The sequence below is a fragment of the Micromonospora sp. NPDC049662 genome (assembly GCF_040675055.1).
GTDB lineage: Bacteria > Actinomycetota > Actinomycetes > Mycobacteriales > Micromonosporaceae > Micromonospora.
Window position 1 is genome coordinate 4,093 of record NZ_JBFAOC010000027.1, and the last position, 15,086, is coordinate 19,178.

15 protein-coding genes are annotated in these 15,086 nt (G+C 72.3%); 5 read left to right on the top strand and 10 right to left on the bottom strand.

Annotated features, from left to right (window positions below):
- Window positions 1–126: 126 nt before the first annotated feature.
- A complete protein-coding gene (locus tag AB0J36_RS20445) occupies window positions 127–1,695 on the bottom strand; it encodes an MFS transporter (RefSeq protein WP_357119522.1) in 1,569 nt (522 codons plus the stop codon).
- A gap of 122 nt (window positions 1,696–1,817) precedes the next feature.
- Window positions 1,818–2,480, bottom strand: coding sequence for a transcriptional regulator (locus AB0J36_RS20450; protein WP_357120740.1), 663 nt, complete (start codon window positions 2,478–2,480; stop codon window positions 1,818–1,820).
- Between the two features lie 186 nt (window positions 2,481–2,666).
- Here AB0J36_RS20450 and AB0J36_RS20455 point away from each other — a divergent pair, with 186 nt between their 5' ends.
- A complete protein-coding gene (locus AB0J36_RS20455) occupies window positions 2,667–3,524 on the top strand; it encodes an SPFH domain-containing protein (protein WP_357119525.1) in 858 nt (285 codons plus the stop codon).
- A gap of 237 nt (window positions 3,525–3,761) precedes the next feature.
- Here AB0J36_RS20455 and AB0J36_RS20460 read toward each other — a convergent pair whose 3' ends face one another.
- Together AB0J36_RS20460 and AB0J36_RS20465 are read right to left on the bottom strand one after the other, a co-directional pair.
- Entirely contained in the window at window positions 3,762–5,156 is a 1,395-nt protein-coding gene (locus AB0J36_RS20460; protein ID WP_357119529.1) for a permease prefix domain 1-containing protein, read from the bottom strand.
- Entirely contained in the window at window positions 5,153–5,518 is a 366-nt protein-coding gene (locus AB0J36_RS20465; RefSeq protein WP_357119532.1) for a PadR family transcriptional regulator, read from the bottom strand. Before AB0J36_RS20465 ends, AB0J36_RS20460 begins: the two co-directional genes overlap by 4 nt.
- Before the next feature lie 112 nt (window positions 5,519–5,630).
- Here AB0J36_RS20465 and AB0J36_RS20470 point away from each other — a divergent pair, with 112 nt between their 5' ends.
- Window positions 5,631–6,377 carry an aminoglycoside phosphotransferase family protein gene (locus AB0J36_RS20470; protein WP_357173523.1) on the top strand — a complete coding sequence of 249 codons (747 nt, stop codon included), beginning with the start codon at window positions 5,631–5,633 and terminating at the stop codon, window positions 6,375–6,377.
- Between the two features lie 6 nt (window positions 6,378–6,383).
- On the opposite strand, the gene AB0J36_RS20475 is transcribed toward AB0J36_RS20470, so the two are convergent.
- Window positions 6,384–6,920: an alpha/beta hydrolase gene (locus AB0J36_RS20475; protein ID WP_357173520.1), complete on the bottom strand. Its 537-nt coding sequence runs from the start codon at window positions 6,918–6,920 to the stop codon at window positions 6,384–6,386.
- Window positions 6,921–6,947: 27 nt separating this feature from the next.
- Window positions 6,948–7,616 (bottom strand): TetR/AcrR family transcriptional regulator, encoded by a 669-nt coding sequence (locus tag AB0J36_RS20480; protein ID WP_357120743.1) that lies wholly within the window; start codon window positions 7,614–7,616, stop codon window positions 6,948–6,950.
- A gap of 180 nt (window positions 7,617–7,796) precedes the next feature.
- Between AB0J36_RS20480 and AB0J36_RS20485 the strand changes: the two genes are divergently transcribed.
- Both AB0J36_RS20485 and AB0J36_RS20490 read left to right on the top strand, forming a co-directional pair.
- Entirely contained in the window at window positions 7,797–8,789 is a 993-nt protein-coding gene (locus tag AB0J36_RS20485) for an aldo/keto reductase (protein ID WP_357119541.1), read from the top strand.
- A gap of 109 nt (window positions 8,790–8,898) precedes the next feature.
- Window positions 8,899–9,186, top strand: a complete 288-nt coding sequence (locus AB0J36_RS20490; RefSeq protein WP_355053485.1) for a hypothetical protein — start codon at window positions 8,899–8,901, stop codon at window positions 9,184–9,186.
- 62 nt (window positions 9,187–9,248) lie between these two features.
- On the opposite strand, the gene AB0J36_RS20495 is transcribed toward AB0J36_RS20490, so the two are convergent.
- From AB0J36_RS20495 to AB0J36_RS20505, 3 genes are all read right to left on the bottom strand, one after another.
- Window positions 9,249–10,391, bottom strand: a complete 1,143-nt coding sequence (locus AB0J36_RS20495) for a zinc-binding dehydrogenase (RefSeq protein ID WP_357173517.1) — start codon at window positions 10,389–10,391, stop codon at window positions 9,249–9,251.
- On the bottom strand, window positions 10,388–11,842 hold the full coding sequence (locus tag AB0J36_RS20500) for an aldehyde dehydrogenase family protein (RefSeq protein WP_357119549.1): 1,455 nt from the start codon (window positions 11,840–11,842) through the stop codon (window positions 10,388–10,390). Before AB0J36_RS20500 ends, AB0J36_RS20495 begins: the two co-directional genes overlap by 4 nt.
- A gap of 76 nt (window positions 11,843–11,918) precedes the next feature.
- Complete coding sequence (locus AB0J36_RS20505; RefSeq protein WP_357119552.1) at window positions 11,919–12,584, bottom strand: TetR/AcrR family transcriptional regulator C-terminal domain-containing protein; 666 nt, start codon at window positions 12,582–12,584, stop codon at window positions 11,919–11,921.
- A gap of 84 nt (window positions 12,585–12,668) precedes the next feature.
- On the opposite strand from AB0J36_RS20505, the gene AB0J36_RS20510 reads away from it, so the two are divergent.
- Window positions 12,669–13,841 carry an acyl-CoA dehydrogenase family protein gene (locus tag AB0J36_RS20510; protein WP_357119555.1) on the top strand — a complete coding sequence of 391 codons (1,173 nt, stop codon included), beginning with the start codon at window positions 12,669–12,671 and terminating at the stop codon, window positions 13,839–13,841.
- A 75-nt stretch (window positions 13,842–13,916) separates the two neighbouring features.
- Here AB0J36_RS20510 and AB0J36_RS20515 read toward each other — a convergent pair whose 3' ends face one another.
- On the bottom strand, window positions 13,917–14,954 hold the full coding sequence (locus AB0J36_RS20515) for an aminotransferase class V-fold PLP-dependent enzyme (RefSeq protein ID WP_357119558.1): 1,038 nt from the start codon (window positions 14,952–14,954) through the stop codon (window positions 13,917–13,919).
- Between the last annotated feature and the right edge of the window lie 132 nt (window positions 14,955–15,086).

The window sequence follows — 15,086 nt, forward strand, 5'->3', positions numbered from 1 at the left end:
GCCTCCCCGGGCCGCGCCGGTCGCGGGGCGCCACGTTGTCCGCCGCCGCGGCGCGTTTGCTCGGCGGTGCCCCGGCCCCCCGCGGAGCATCTGCGGTGGAGGTCATGTCGGACATCGTCCCCGAACCTAGGCCGTCCCGGCCAACTCGGGCTCGGCGGCGGGGGCCGCCGACGCCGGAGCCAGCGCGTCGCGGCCCGGCATCCACCGCAGCACCACCAGCATGCCGAGAGCCGCGACGATCGCGGACAGCGCCGCCGCCCAGTGCATGGCGGTGACGAAGGCATCGTTGGCCGCCGAGATCAGCGTGGGCGCTGCCGGGCCGAGCTGTCCGGCGGCTGCGTACGCCCCGGAGATCGACTCGTTGGCTGCGTCCTGCGCCTGGGCGGGCAGGCCGGTCAGCGCGTCGCCCACGTCGCTGCGGTAGACCGCGCTGAGCACCGAGCCGAGGACCGCCACGCCGAGCGCGCCGGCCACCTGGCGGACGGTGTTGCTCACCGCGGAGCCGACGCCGGCCTTCTCGCGCGGCAGCGCCGACATGATGGACTCGGTGGCCGGCGGCATGATGTTGGCCATTCCGACGCCCTGGAGGAAGAAGACGACCAGCACCATCCAGATCGGGGTGGAGGCGTCGATGAAGGCGAACGCGGCCAGCGCCACCACGGTCAGCCCCAGCCCGACGGCGGCGACCGCCCGGCCGCCGTAGCGGCGGACCATCGCGGCGCTGCGCGGCGCGAAGATCAGCTGGGCCCCGGCGAAGGGCAGGAAGAGCAGACCGGTCTGCAGCGGGCTGTAGTCGCGAACCAGCTGCAGGTAGAAGGAGCTGAAGAACATCACGCCCATCGCGGCGAAGAACACCAGGCCGACGATGGCCACCGGCGCGGCGAAACGGGGCACCTTGAACAGGCGGACGTCCAGTGACGGGTGGTCGGAGCGGAGCTCGTGCCGCACGAACCAGGCCAGCACGGCGATGCCCACCAGAATCGAACCCCAGGCCACCGGACGGTCGAAGCCGTGCTCGCCACCGTCGATGATGCCGTAGGAGAGGGCCACCAGGCCGACCACGGAGAGCAGGACGCCGAGCAGGTCGACGCGGCCGGGGCGCGGGTCACGCGACTCGGGGACGAGCAGCGCCACCAGGATCACGCCGGCGACGACCACCGGGACGTTGATCAGGAAGACCGAGCCCCACCAGAAGTGCTCCAGCAGCGTGCCGCCGAGGATCGGGCCGATCGCCACGGCCAGGCCGACCGCGCCGGCCCAGACGCCGATGGCCCGGCCGCGCTCGCGGGGGTCGAAGACGTTGGAGATGATCGAGAGCGTCACCGGCATGATGGCCGCGCCGCCGACCCCCATCAGGGCGCGGGCGCCGATGAGCTGCGCGGGGCTGTCGGCGTACGCCGAGAGCAGCGACGCCAGGCCGAACAGTGCCAGCCCGATCATCAGGAAGCGCTTGCGGCCGGCGCGGTCGCCGAGCACGCCGAAGGTGAACAGCAGGCCGGCGAAGACCAGCGTGTAGGAGTTGATCGCCCACTCCAGCTCGCCCTGGCTGGCGCCGAGACCGTGTACCGGGTCGGCCAGGGTGCGGAGGGCGACGTTGAGGATCGTGTTGTCGAGGACGACGACGAGGAGGCTGATCACCAGCACCCCCAGGATCGCCCACCTCCTCGGGTGTCCTGTGTTCTCGTGCAGCTCCATGCCCGGTTCTCCCCCCGGTTGCACCCGTTCCGCAATACGATACGGGCCAGACTCGTAACGGCGAACAGACTACGACCAGCCATTAACGATACGGAACTGTTTCGTATCGGAAGTGGTCGGCGTCACGTCTCGGCGCGACGCCGCTCCCCCGGCTCCGGCACGTTCAGACAGGCGGCCACGGCGGCCGGCAGCGCGCTCAGGTGGACGGCGGGCGCGGCGAGCGGTTCGATCCAGCCCGGCCCGGCGCCGTAGACGCGCAGGCCGGGGAAATCACGGGCGAAACGCACCAGCCGGTACGCGCGCCCGGTGACCGGCGTCTGCGACCACACCACGACGGTGTACGGGCGAGCGCGGCGCACGGCGCCGCTCAGCGCGGACCACGGCAGCGCGGGTCCCAGGTGCAGGCAGCCACGCCCCCGCTCCCGCAGGGCCGCGGCGAGGGCGTGCAGACCGAGCGAGTGCGCCTCCCGCTCGGCGCCGGCCAGCAGCACCCCGCCGGTCGGCAGGGACCGCCCGGGATCCCGGCGATACACGTCCAGCCCGACCCGGACGCCCTCGGACAGGGCGTGTTCCACGGCGATCTCGCCGACGTCGCGCCCCGACATCGGCGCCAGCAGCGGCTGGCAGACCTGCTCCCAGAGCGCCGGCACGCCCCACTCGGCCGCCAACTCCAGCATCAGCGTGGCGACCCGGTTACCGTCCAGGTCCTCGGCCGCCAGCGAGACCCGCTTGAGCGCGGTCTGCACGGCGTCGGCCGGCATCGGATCGGTCAGCACAGGCGGCATCGGATCGGTCAGCACAGACGTACCCCCGGGTCGGTGTTCGCTACCCAGGGTTCGCCGCGACCGGGCGCGGCGGATGCGCCCGGCGCGGAATTTACCGGCGGCGGGCCGACGCCGACCGGCGCGGCCCGACTTGACCGGACCTCCTAGCGTGAAGATCCACACAGCCCAGCGGAAGGCCCCCACCCCATGCCCGTCGGCTTCACCATGGCGATCATCCTCGCCGTCGCCCTGGTCGTCAGCGCCGTCGCCGCGCTCGTCGCCCCCGCCCGCTCGCTGAAGCGGGTGGCCGCCCTCGCCGCGCTCGGCTTCCTCACCCTCAGCCTGGTGGTCGGCATCGCCTCCAGCGCCCACTCGGTGCCGATCCGCTCGGTCGGCATCGTGACCAGCTTCGGCAAGCCGACCGGCGAGGTGACCGGCTCGGGCCTGAAGTGGGTGGCCCCCTGGCAGAAGGTCGGCGAGTGGGACGCGGGCCGGCAGAAGTACGACCACATCGGCGGCGACGACTGCGTCCGGGTCCGTACCGGAACGCTCGCCGACGCCTGCGTCGAGGTGCTCATCGAGTGGCAGGTCAAACCGGAGAACGCCCCCAAGCAGTTCATGGACTACAAGGGCGACTTCGTGAGCTTCCGGGGACAGCGGGTGGGCGTGCAGCTCGACAGCGCGGTCAACGACGCGTTCGCCGCGTACAACCCGCTGGAGAAGATCGACGCGCGCACCGGCGACCTCAACGTGGACCTCAAACCGTTCGCGGCGAACATCAAGACCAGCGCGGAGAGCCGCCTGGCCACGGACGTCGACATCCTGTCGGTGACCATCACCCGGGTCAACCACGACGACAAGACCGAGGGCAACATCAAGGCGTTCCAGGACAAGCTGGCGCAGACCCGCAACCTGGAGCAGGACCGTAAGAACGCCGAGATCTCCAAGCAGATCACCGAGACCAACGCGAAGGTCGACAAGGTGACCCGATGCCTGGAGATCGCCGAGAAGAACGGCGCGAACCCGGGCCTGTGCATCAACCCGGGCATCGTCACCGGCAAGTGACCCGGGGCGGGGCTCGGACCATCCGACGCAGCGCGTCTTCCACGGCGTCCGACAACGGATCACCCTCCGTCGCCGGCGACAGGTCTGCAGTCGTCGGCGCAGAGCGCCGGGTTCGCCCTGGGGTCCCCTCTCGTCGGCGTGGCGATCGACCTCTCCGTACCGGCCGGCGGCTTCGCGGCGGCCGGGATCGCCGGCCTCGCCGCCGCGCTGGCCGGACGCCTCCTGTCCCGCAGCTCGCTAGGCGTACCGGAACAGCGGAGGGAAGGCGAGGACCACGATCCAGGCCCAGGCGGCGTACACCGGCAGGTAGCCGGTCTGCCAGCGTTCGAGGGCCGCGAACGGCGTACGCCGACGGACGAAGCTCAGCAGGAGCCAGGCCGACCACGCGAGGTTGACCAGCAGGACCACGTTCTCGCCGAGGGCCGCCGCCCGGTTGGGCGTACCGCCGTAGTCGTCGGTGATCCGCCCGGTGATCTCGAACAGCACCAGCAGGTCGATGGCCAGCGCGCTGAGCACCAGCGCCAGCTGGAGCTTGTCGAACGCGCCGGGCGGGGCCAGCGGGTCGCGGGCAGACAACGAGTAGAGCAGCAGCCCCAGCACCACGACCAGCAGCAGGTCGAACAGGATCAGCGCCTCGCGCTCGACGTCGATGCCGTGGCTGGTCCAGACGACGGCGACGAGGAAGGCCAGGAGCGCGGCCGTGAACAGCGGGGTGAACAGCCGGGTGAGGACGGGCGCGATGTTCTCGACGACGCTCTGCTTGGCCTCGACCAGCCACCCGGCCACGACGACCGCGGCCGCCGCGCCGCAGGGTAGGAGCCACTGCGAGACGAACGCCTCCGGGACGATGCCGATGGCCGCGAAGGTGTTGAACAGGAAGGCGGCGAGCACTCCACCACCGAGGGCCATCAGCACGAAGTAGATGAACCACTCCCCGGTGAAGCGGATGAAGTCCATGCGTCGACGTGTCGAGCGCCAGTCGTCGGCGACGTAGGCCAGACCGACCACGAGCCACAGCGCGATCGGTAGGTGGACGCTGGTGACGACGATGGACTGCGAGTCGCCCGCCAGCGGGTAGACGTTGGCCGCCAGCGCGCCGAGGACGAACAGCGCCACCAGCGCCACGACCACCGCCGGCCGGGCTCGGCGCCGCCAGGCGAGGAACGCCGCCAGCCAGGGCAGCGCGAACAGGGTGAAGTTACGCGTGTAGAACGAGCCGTCGCCGTCGAAGGTCAGCCCGAACAGCGCCGGCACCTTCACCGACGCCACCGCGCCGGCCGCCGCGCCGAGCATCACCCACAGGTCCCGTCGGGAACGCGTGCCGGCGTCCGAGGCGCCGGAGTCGCCGGTGAGCACGAGCTGCTTCCAGAGCCGCTCCGAGTGTTCCCGGGCGAACTCCCGGGACAACTCGTCGAGGCTGCCCATCCGTTTCACGGCGACCAGGAACGCCTCGTCCGCGCTGAGGCCCGCCGCGACGAGCGCGTCGACGGAACCGCGGAGATGGTCCTCCAGCTCGTCGGCGTCGGCCGGGCTCAGCGTCCCGCGGCGCAGCACGTACTGACGCCACTGCGTCACCTGCGCCTCCAACTCGCGCGGGCCTTCGTGCTCGTGGGGACCGTCGTACACCGTCATGCGAGACCCTCCAGCGGACGCGGCGTCAGCGGCGCGCGGTCGTGCCAGACCGCCTTGAGCGCGCCCACGACCGTGTCCCACTGCCGGCGCTGCTCGGCCAGCTCGGCCCGGCCCCGGTCGGTGATCCGGTAGTACTTGCGCCTGCGCTCGCCGGCGACCGCCTGCCAGCTCGACTCCACGAAGCCGAGACGTTCGAGCCGGTGCAGCAACGGATAGAGCAGCCCTTCGGTCCAGTCCAGCTCACCGCCGGACAGCTCGTTGATCCGCCGGAGGATGGCGTAGCCGTAGCTGTCCCCCTCGGCCAGGATGCCGAGCACCATCGGCGTCGCCGACGCGGCGACCAGATCCTTGGCGACCTTCACGGGACCTCCCGTCCAACCCTAGAAGTACGATGCATAGTACTGCTAGGTATTTTCCCGCCGCAACGACTCCGCCACCGAAAACCCGTCGAAGGTCGCGGCCGATCCCGCGACAATGGCCGACGTGCCGGAGATCGAGGTCGTCGTCGCCCATTCCGAGCGGGCGACCGTACGTGCCGGGGACGTGTTTCTCAAGATCGACGCTGATCCGGATCACGCGGACGTCGAGGTGGCGGCGATGGCGCTGGCGCCCGTGCCGACCCCGCAGGTCCTCTGGCACAACCCGCCCGTGCTCGCGCTCGCCGCCCTGCGCGGGCGGGCGCTCGGCCGCCTGGGCGAGCCGTCGACCGCGCCGGCCACGGCGTGGGTCGCGGCGGGCGCCGCCGTACGGAGGCTGCACGACGCGCCGCTGCCGCCCTGGCCCGGTCGGAGTCTCGACGAGTTGGCCACGCGGCTCGACCGCGAGTGCGCCTGGCTCGTCGCGAACGGCGCTCTCCCCACCGACCTGGTCACCCGCAACCGGCACATCGCCGAGGCGGCGCTCCGGCCGTGGACGCCGGTCTTCACGCACGGCGACCTGCAGGTGGGCCACGTGTTCGTCGACGGTGACGAGGTCACCGGCGTCCTCGACTGGTCCGAGGCGGCCCGGGGCGACGCCCTGTTCGACCTCGCCACGCTGACGCTCGGCCACGAGGAGCGCCTCGGTGATGTCCTGGCCGGCTACGGCGCCGACGTCGACCTCGACGTGATCCGGGCGTGGTGGTCGTGGCGCAGCCTGGTGGTGATCCGTTGGCTGACCGAGCACGGCTTCGACCCGTCGGCGCCCGGCTGCGAGGTCGACGTGCTGCGGGCGCGGATGTGACGAGCGTCAGGGGATGAGGCGGTCGAGCAGCTCGAACCGCTCGTACGACTGGTCGTAGTCGCCGAAGTGGCCGTCGTCGCGCACGATCTGGGTGCCGCCGAGCCGCTCGAACATCGCGCGTCCCTGCCGGTCGTCGCAGCCGTACGGATCCTTGCGCGAGTTGACGAAGTAGATGTCCCGCACGTGCGACCGGATCGCGGCCCAGTCGTAGCGCTCCTGCAGGACGGGCTCGTCGCTCGTGTTGGGCCTGGTGCAGTAGCCGGCGACCAGGATCGCCTGGGCCACGGTCACCTCGACGTGCTCCAGGAGCGCCAGCAGCAGGGCCGCGCCGCCGGAGTGGCCCACCAGCACCGTCTCCTCGTCGAAGTGGTGCCCGGCCAGCACCGTCGGCAGGAACGTCGCGATCGGCTCGACGTTGACACCCGGCAGGTGCGGCACCTCGACGGCGTAACCCCGGGCCTCCAGCCGCCGGGCCAGCCAGCGGTACCAGACGACGTCCGGGTTACCGCCGGTGCCGTGGAAGATGATCGCGTTCCGTCCCACCGTGCCCCCTCCGCATCGACGTCGTGATCAAACCACCTGACCGCCAGCAGGACGAGAGGGATTCCCGGTCGTCGGTACGGGCTGGTCGTACAGCGCCGACACCCACAGGCGGGTGAGCGTGTCGACCAGCACCGCCCGGTCGTCGAACGGCGGCACCCCGCACGCGGCCAGGTAGTAGAGCCGCTCGCCGGTCCAGGTCAGCGTTGCGGCGAGCGCGTGCACGTCGACACCGTCGAGCCGGGCCGAGACAGCGGGGTCCGCCCGACGATCGGCCTCGATCCGTGCGACCGTCGCGTCGGTGAACGTCGCCATCTGGCCCAGCCACAGCTCGCGCAACTGCGGGTCGGACGCCCAGGTCTCCACGATCGCGCGCAGCACGGCGGCATTGGCGAGCCAGAGTTCGGCACCGGCGTCGATGCCCGCTCGCAGCGTCTCGCGCGGGTCGGCGGCCGCCTGCACCCACGGTTGGGCGGCCTCGTGACCGGCACCGACCGCCCGACGTACCAGCTCGGCCAGCACCGCCTGTTTGCCGGCGAAGTAGAAGTAGAAGCTGGCCCGCGAGACGCCTGCGGCGGTGATGATGTCGGCCACGCTGAGCGTGTCGAAAGTGCGTTCGCGCAGCAGTTCACGAAGTGCGTTCAAGACACGTTCGCGCAGCTCGGCGCGGCTCTGCTGCGGGTCGTCACGGCGGGCCATCACAGGCCGCAGCCTACCTGATAGAGCATCTGGACACTGTGACCAGACAGGGCGTATGGTCGGGCGCATGACCGAGGTTACCGACCGCACCGCGCAGTTCCTCGACCCGCCCGAGCACCGCTGGGCACCCCACCGGCACCTGAGCGACGTCGCTGCCGAGTTCGTTGCGACGGAGTTCGCATGAGGTACACGACGTTCGGGCGGACCGGGCTGCGAGTGTCCGAGTTGGTGCTCGGCGCGATGACGTTCGGTGAACAGGGTGGCGTCGGTGCGCCGATCGAAGAGTGCCGCCGCATCCTCGACGCCTACGCCGAGGCCGGCGGCAACGTCGTTGACACCGCCATCAACTACCGCGGCGGCGCCAGCGAGGAGATGCTCGGCGAGCTGCTCGCCGGGCGGCGCGACAGGTTCGTCGTGGCCACGAAGTACACGGTGACCCGTGATTCGGCCGACCCCAACGGTGGTGGCAGCCACCGCAAGAACCTCAGGCTGTCGCTGGAGACCAGCCTGCGCCGGCTGCGCACCGACCACGTCGACGTCTACTGGGTGCACATCTGGGACCAGCGCACGCCCATCGACGAGACCATGCGGGCACTCGACGACGCGGTCACCGCCGGCAAGGTCCTCTATGTCGGGGTGTCGGACACCCCTGCCTGGGTGGTCTCCCGCGCGAACACGTTGGCCGAGTGGCGCGGCTGGAGCCCGTTCGCCGGCCTCCAGGTGCCGTACAGCCTCGTCAACCGCGACGCCGAGCGGGAACTGTTGCCCATGGCCGAGGCGTACGGCATGACCGTGACGGCCTGGAGCCCGCTCGGCGGCGGCGTGCTGTCCGGCAAGTACAACGCCGGCCCGCCGCAGGAGAGGACGCGGCTGAGCCGGGACACGATCGGCGACCGCGACCTCACTGTGGCGCAGGTCGTGCAGGAGGTCGCCGGCGAGCTGGGCGTCACCCCGGCGCAGGTGGCCCTCGCCTGGACCCGCCTCCGCAGCGGCGTGCTGCCGATCATCGGCGCGCGGACCGTGGAACAACTCCGGGACAACCTGGGCTGCACCGCGGTCACGCTGCCGCCGGAACTGGCCCTGCGGCTGGAGACGGCCACCGGGTTCCGTCTCGGCTTCCCGGCCGATTTCATCGCCGAGACCAGACAGTGGGTGCTCGGCGCCGCCGCGTGACCCCGGTGGCCGCCGGCCAGCGACAAAGGCGTCCGGGCCGGCGGCGGTCGACGTTTACCCGCGCCGTCATCTGCCGCGACCGCGGCACTCCGGGATAGCCTTGGCGCATATGGCTACCTATCGCAGCGCCTCAGTGCTTCTCTCCTCGGACGGCACCAGGACCCCTGGCACCGCCGCCCTCTTCGCCGAGCCCGCCCGCAAAGGTGGGACCCGGCCGTGGGCCGGCGACTTCCGTCCCGCCAACAGCGCCGGAAATGGTCCCAAGAACGCGATCGGCAAGACCTTCACGTTGGAGCTGCCCGACGGCAGCACCGGCAAGGTCGTCGTCCAGAGCCTCAAGAGCGGAAGGGGTGGCGTCGTACTGGCGCTGATGGGCGAGGACGCACCACCCTTCTGAGCGAAGCCGATCTCCGGCCGGTGCCGCCGGCCGGAGATCGCCAGCGGGTGAGCCTGCTCGGCTCAGTCCAGTGTCACCACCCAGCGGGCACCCTCGCCTCGGGCGAGCCGGTCGAACGCGGCGGGCGCCTCGCCCAGCGCGACCGTGCCGCTGACCAGCACGCGCAGGTCCAGTGCACCGTCGGCCAGTTCGGCGGCCAGCACCGGCACCTCACGGTCCGGGTCGGACGAGCCGTACACCGAGGAGCGCAGCGTACGGGCGGAGTGGAAGATGTCGAGCGCGCCGAGGCTGACCATGTCGTCCTTCGCGCCCATGCCGACCACGGTGACCGAGCCCCCGCGCCGGGTGAGCCGCCAGGCCGCCCGGATGGTGGCGGACCGACCCACGCACTCGAAGGCGTGGTCGACGCCGCGCCCCTCGGTGCGAGCCCGCACCTCCTTGGAGAGCCGATCGTCGGAGAGCAGGAAGTCGGTGGCTCCGGCGGCCAGGGCCAGGTCACGCTTCGCCTCGGCCACGTCCACGGCGAGGATCGTCGTGGCACCCGCCCGGCGTGCCGCGCTGAGCACGGCGAGCCCGACCCCGCCGAGCCCGACGACGGCGACCGACTCGCCGGACGCCACCCGGGCGGTGTTCCGGACCGCGCCGAGGCCGGTGAGCACCGCGCAGCCGAGCAGCGCGGCCTGCTCGACCGGCAGGCCGACGGGGATCGGTACGACAGCGCTCTCCGGGACCACCACCGCCTCGGCGAGCGCGCCGAGACCGAGGGTCAGGTGCAGCGGAACCCCGTCCTCGGTCTCGCCCCGCGGCACGGTCGGGGCCGTCGTGTCGGCGCACAGCCACGGCTCGCCGCGTCGGCACCACCAGCAGGCCCGGCAGGCGGGCGCCCAGTTGAGCACCACCGGTGTGCCGACCGTCAGCCCGCCGCCCGGCCCGACCTCGGCCACCACCCCGGTCGCCTCGTGCCCGAGCACCAGCGGGAACCTCGCGGCGATCGTGCCGTTCACCATGGACAGGTCGGAGTGGCAGACACCGGCCGCCCGGATCGTCACCCGCACCTCGCCGGGGCCGGGCGCGGGCAGTCGTACCCGCTCGACCCGCAGCTCGGCCCCGCGTTCGCGGGCGACCAGCGCGCGGACGACGACCGGCGCGGACGCCGGCTCGGCGGCGCCGCCCGGCGCGGCCGATGTCAGCTCGGGGCCGGTCATCGCTGGATCGCCTTTACCTCGCAGAACTCGGCGAGCCCGTGCGTGCCCAGCTCCCGGCCGAGGCCGGACTGCTTGTAGCCGCCGAAGGGAGCGAGCGGGTTGAACGGCGCGCCGTTGATGTCGACGGCCCCGGTCCGCAGGCGTCGCGCCACCGCGAGCGCCGCGTCGGTGTCGGCGGACCAGACCGCGCCGGCCAACCCGTACCGCGAGTTGTTGGCGATGGCCACGGCCTCGTCGGTGTCGTCGAACGGGATGACCGCGAGGACCGGGCCGAAGACCTCCTCCTGGGCGAGCGCGCTGTCCGGACGCACGTCGGCGAAGACGGTCGGGGCGACGAAGTGCCCGCGCGCCGGGACCGGGGCGTCCGGGCCGCCGACGACCAGCCGCGCGCCGTCGGCGAGCGCCCGGTCGACGTGACCGCGTACCCGCTGCGCCTGCGCAGCGGAGACGAGCGGGCCCAGCCGGGTGGCCGGGTCGAACGGGTCGCCGAGGCGGTAACCGGAGACCGCCGCCGCGACCAGGTCGAGCGCCTCGTCGTACCGGTCACGGTGCACCAGCATCCTGGTCCACGCCGTGCAGGTCTGCCCGGAGTTGAGCAGGGCGTTGCCCACGCCCACCTTGACCGCGGTGGCCAGGTCGGCGTCGCCGAGGATCACGTTGGCGGACTTGCCGCCCAGCTCCAGCGCGACCCGGGTGATCCGGTCGGCGGCGAGTCGCATGATCCGGCTGCCGGTGGCGGTGCTGCCGGTGAACGACACCAGGTCGACGTCCGGGTGCCCGGCGAGCGCCTCGCCCGCCACCGCGCCGGTGCCGGGGACCAGGTTGAGCACGCCCGGCGGCAGGCCGGCCTCGGTGACCGCGTCGAAGAGCAGGTACGCGGTCAGCGGGGTCAGCTCGCTCGGCTTGAGCACGACCGTGCAGCCGGCGGCGAGCGCGGACGCCACCTTGGCCATCACCTGGTGCAGGGGGTAGTTCCACGGGGTGATCGCGCCGACCACGCCGATCGGCTCGCGGACGACGAGAGAGTTGCCGATGCTCTCCTCGACCGGCGGACGGGCGGCGAGCGCGACGTGGTCGCGCAGCACCGTCAGCGGGAGCCCGACCTGCACGCGGGTGGCGAGCTTGAGCGGCGAGCCCTGCTCCACGGCGATGGTGCGGGCGAGGTCGTCGGCACGGGCGGCGAGCGCGGTGTGCAGCCGGTCGAGGTGCGCGGAGCGTTCCGCGGGCGCGGTGGCCGCCCAGCCCGCGAAGGCGGCGCGGGCTGCGGTGACGGCGGCGTCCACATCGGCCGCCGTGCCGGCGGGGACCTGGCCGACGGTGTCCCCGGTGCTCGGATTCTCCACGTCGAGCACGTCGGCGCCGGCGGGCGGCGTCCACTCGCCGCCGATGTGCAGGTGACGCCGGAGGCGCAGGGTGTCGGGGAGCGGCGACGGCGGTGCGGCGAGGTCCATGGCGTCCCTTCGGGGGGTGGGCGACGGGCGGCTCAGCGGCGGACGGACGATGAAACTAGCGCTGGGAGTTTGGACGCTACCCGCTGGACTGCCCGGACTCCACCGCGCCGAGGGGGCCGACGGCGCGGTCGTACTCGGCGGCCAGCCCGTGCAGCAGCGCGTCCAGGCCGAGGGCGAAGGCGCCCTCGTCGACGCTCTGCTGGTGCTCGGCGAGCCGGTGCGCCTGGCCCAGGTGCGGGTAGTGCGCGGCGTACAGCTCGGGATCCTCGACGAAGCCGCGAGCGAACGAGCCGAGCGCCGACCCGGCCACGAAGTAGCGCAGCGCCGCGCCGATGTGGGTGGCGCGGGCCGGCGGCCAGCCGGCGCGGACGAGACCGCCGTAGACCGCGTCCGCCATGGCGAGCGCGGCCGGACGTCGACCCGGCCCCTGCGCCAGGTACGGCACGATGTTCGGGTGCGCGGTGAGCGCCCGCCGGTACGACCACGCCCAATCGCGCAGCGCGGCGGCCCAGTCACGGCTGGCGAATCCGCTGGTGTCGACGGCGCCGGTGACCCCGTCGGCGACCGCGTCGAGGATCTCGTCCTTGGTGGCGAAGTGGTTGTAGAGCGAGGGCCCCTGGACGCTCAACGCGGCGGCGAGCCGGCGGGTGGAGAAGGCGGGCAGGCCCTCGGCGTCGATCAGCGCGGTGGCTGTCTCGACGATCAGCTGCCGGGTGAGCCGGGGCTGGCGGGGTCGGGGCACAACGCTCCTCGCGGGACTGGACTCAGCAAAACTTACACCGCTAGTTTAGTGGTGACCGGCCGCGCCGACGCCAGGAGGACCATCGTGGACTTTTCGCTCACCGACGAGGAGCGGGCGGTGCGGGACACCGCCCGGTCGTTCATCCAACGCGAGGTGATGCCGCTGGAGGCGGAGGTGCTTCGCCGGGAGCGGGCCCACCAGCCGAGTCTGGACCATTCCGAGGTCCGCGAGCTGCAACTCAAGGCCCGCAAGTTCGGCTTCTGGGGTCTCGCGACCCCCGAGGAGTACGGCGGGATGAACCTGCCGGCCGTCCTCCAGTCGCTGATCTGGACAGAGCTGGGCCACACGTTCGTGCCGTTCCGCTTCGGCGGCGAGGCCGACAACATCCTGTTCCACGCCACCGAGGAGCAGAAGCAGGAGTTCCTCATCCCGACGATCGAGGGTGAGCGCCGGTCCTGCTTCGCGATCACCGAACCGGGCGCCGGCTCGGACGCCGCCAACATCCGGCTCTCCGCCCGCCGCGACGGCGACGACTGGATCCTCGACGGCGAGAAGACCTTCATCACCGGCGGTCACGACGCCGACTTCGCCATCGTCGTCGCGGTGACCGACCGGGAGAAGGGCGCCCGCAACGGCGGCGCGACCGCCTTCCTGGTGGACCGGGCCATGGGCTGGCGCTCGGAGTTCATCCAGACCATGGGCGAGGGCGGCCCGGCGTCCCTCATCTTCGACGGCGTACGGGTGCCACACCGCAACATCCTCGGCGAGATCGGGCAGGGCTTCACCCTCGGCATGGAGTGGATCGGCAAGGGCCGCTACACCATCCCGTCGCACGCCGTCGGCATCGCCGAGCGGGTCCTGCAGATGGCCATCGAGTACGCCAACACCCGGGAGACCTTCGGCGCGAAGATCGGCACCAACCAGGCCATCCAGTGGATGATCGCCGACTCGGAGACCGAACTGGAGGCGGCCCGCTGGCTGATCCTGCGCTCGGCGTGGACCGTCGACCAGGGCCTCGACCCCCGGCACGCGTCGTCGATGGGCAAGTTGTACGGCGCGCAGATGGTCAACCGGGTCGTCGACCGGGTGCTCCAGATCCACGGCGGTATGGGCTACACCCGGGAGCTGCCCATCGAACGCTGGTACCGGCAGGTCCGGCTCTACCGCATCTTCGAGGGCACCGACGAGATGCAGCGGCTCATCATCTCCCGGGACCTGCTGCGCGGGTACACGAAGATCGGCGGTCACCTGGCCTGAGCCCGAATGTCAGTCCTCTGCTCCTGAGCGCAGGCCGGCCGTGCCCCATTGCGGGGCGCGGCCGGCCTTCCGGCCTCAGCCGACGAGCGCCGTCAGCGCCGCGTCCACGTCCGCCTCGGTCGAGTAGAGGTGGAACGAGGCGCGGACCCGGCCGGCCCGGACCGCCGCCCGGATGCCAGCTGCCGCGAGGCGCTGTTCCGCGTCGGGCACGTCAACGGCGACGATGGCGCTGTCCCCCGCCGGCCGGCCCAGGCCGGTCAGGAACCGGTTGGCCAGCGCCACGTTGTGCGCCTGGATCGCCGGCACGCCGATCTCGGCGACCAGCTCCATGGCGGGGGCCGCGCCCACCCAGCTGAACCAGGCCGGCGAGATGTCGAACCGGCGGGCATCGTCCGCCAGCCGCAACGGCAGGCCGTAATAGGAGGCGTGCGGGTCCTGGCCGGCGAACCAGCCGGCCGCGTCCGGGCGCAGCCGCTCGCGCAGGGCGGGGGCCAGATAGGCGTACGCGGTGCCGCGCGGGTTCATCAGCCACTTGTAACCGCCCACGGCCACCACGTCGGCCCGGCTGCCGTCGAACGGCAGCCACCCGCACGCCTGGGTCGCGTCCACCACCACCAGCGCGCCGTGCGCGCGGGCGGCGGCCACGATCTCGTCGTACGCGGCGACCGCGCCGTCGGACGACTGCACCAGGCTGAACGCGACCACGTCCGTGTCGGCGTCGATCGCGTCGACGAGCCCGTCCACCGGCACGGTGCGGACCGTGACGCCGCGCTCCTCCTGCACCAGCCAGGGGAACAGGTTCGAGGTGAACTCGATGTCCGGAACGACCACGGTGGCGCCGGCCGGCAGGGCCGCCGCCACCGGCGCGAGCATCTGGGAGACCGTCGCGCCGACGGCCACGTCGACGTCAGGCACCCCGATCAGACCGGCGAACGTCGTCCGGGCCCGCTGCACCGAGTCGCCCCAGCCCTCCCAGGAGGTGCTGCCGACACGCCACTGGGCCAGGGAGTCCTGCAACGCCGTCCAGCCCGGCTCGGGCGGCAACCCGTAGGAGGCGGTGTTCAACCAGCCGGGCTCCGGCTTCCACAACTGCTGCGCCTGCGCGATCTCCATACCACCGACGTTAGGCCTGGTCATCGACGGTCAGCCACGGCCAATCGGCAATCGGCGGCCTGCCAGCGGGCATCCCTGCTCGCGACCCGGACGCAGTAGGGCGGACCGCGCCGGCCGTACCGACTGTGCACG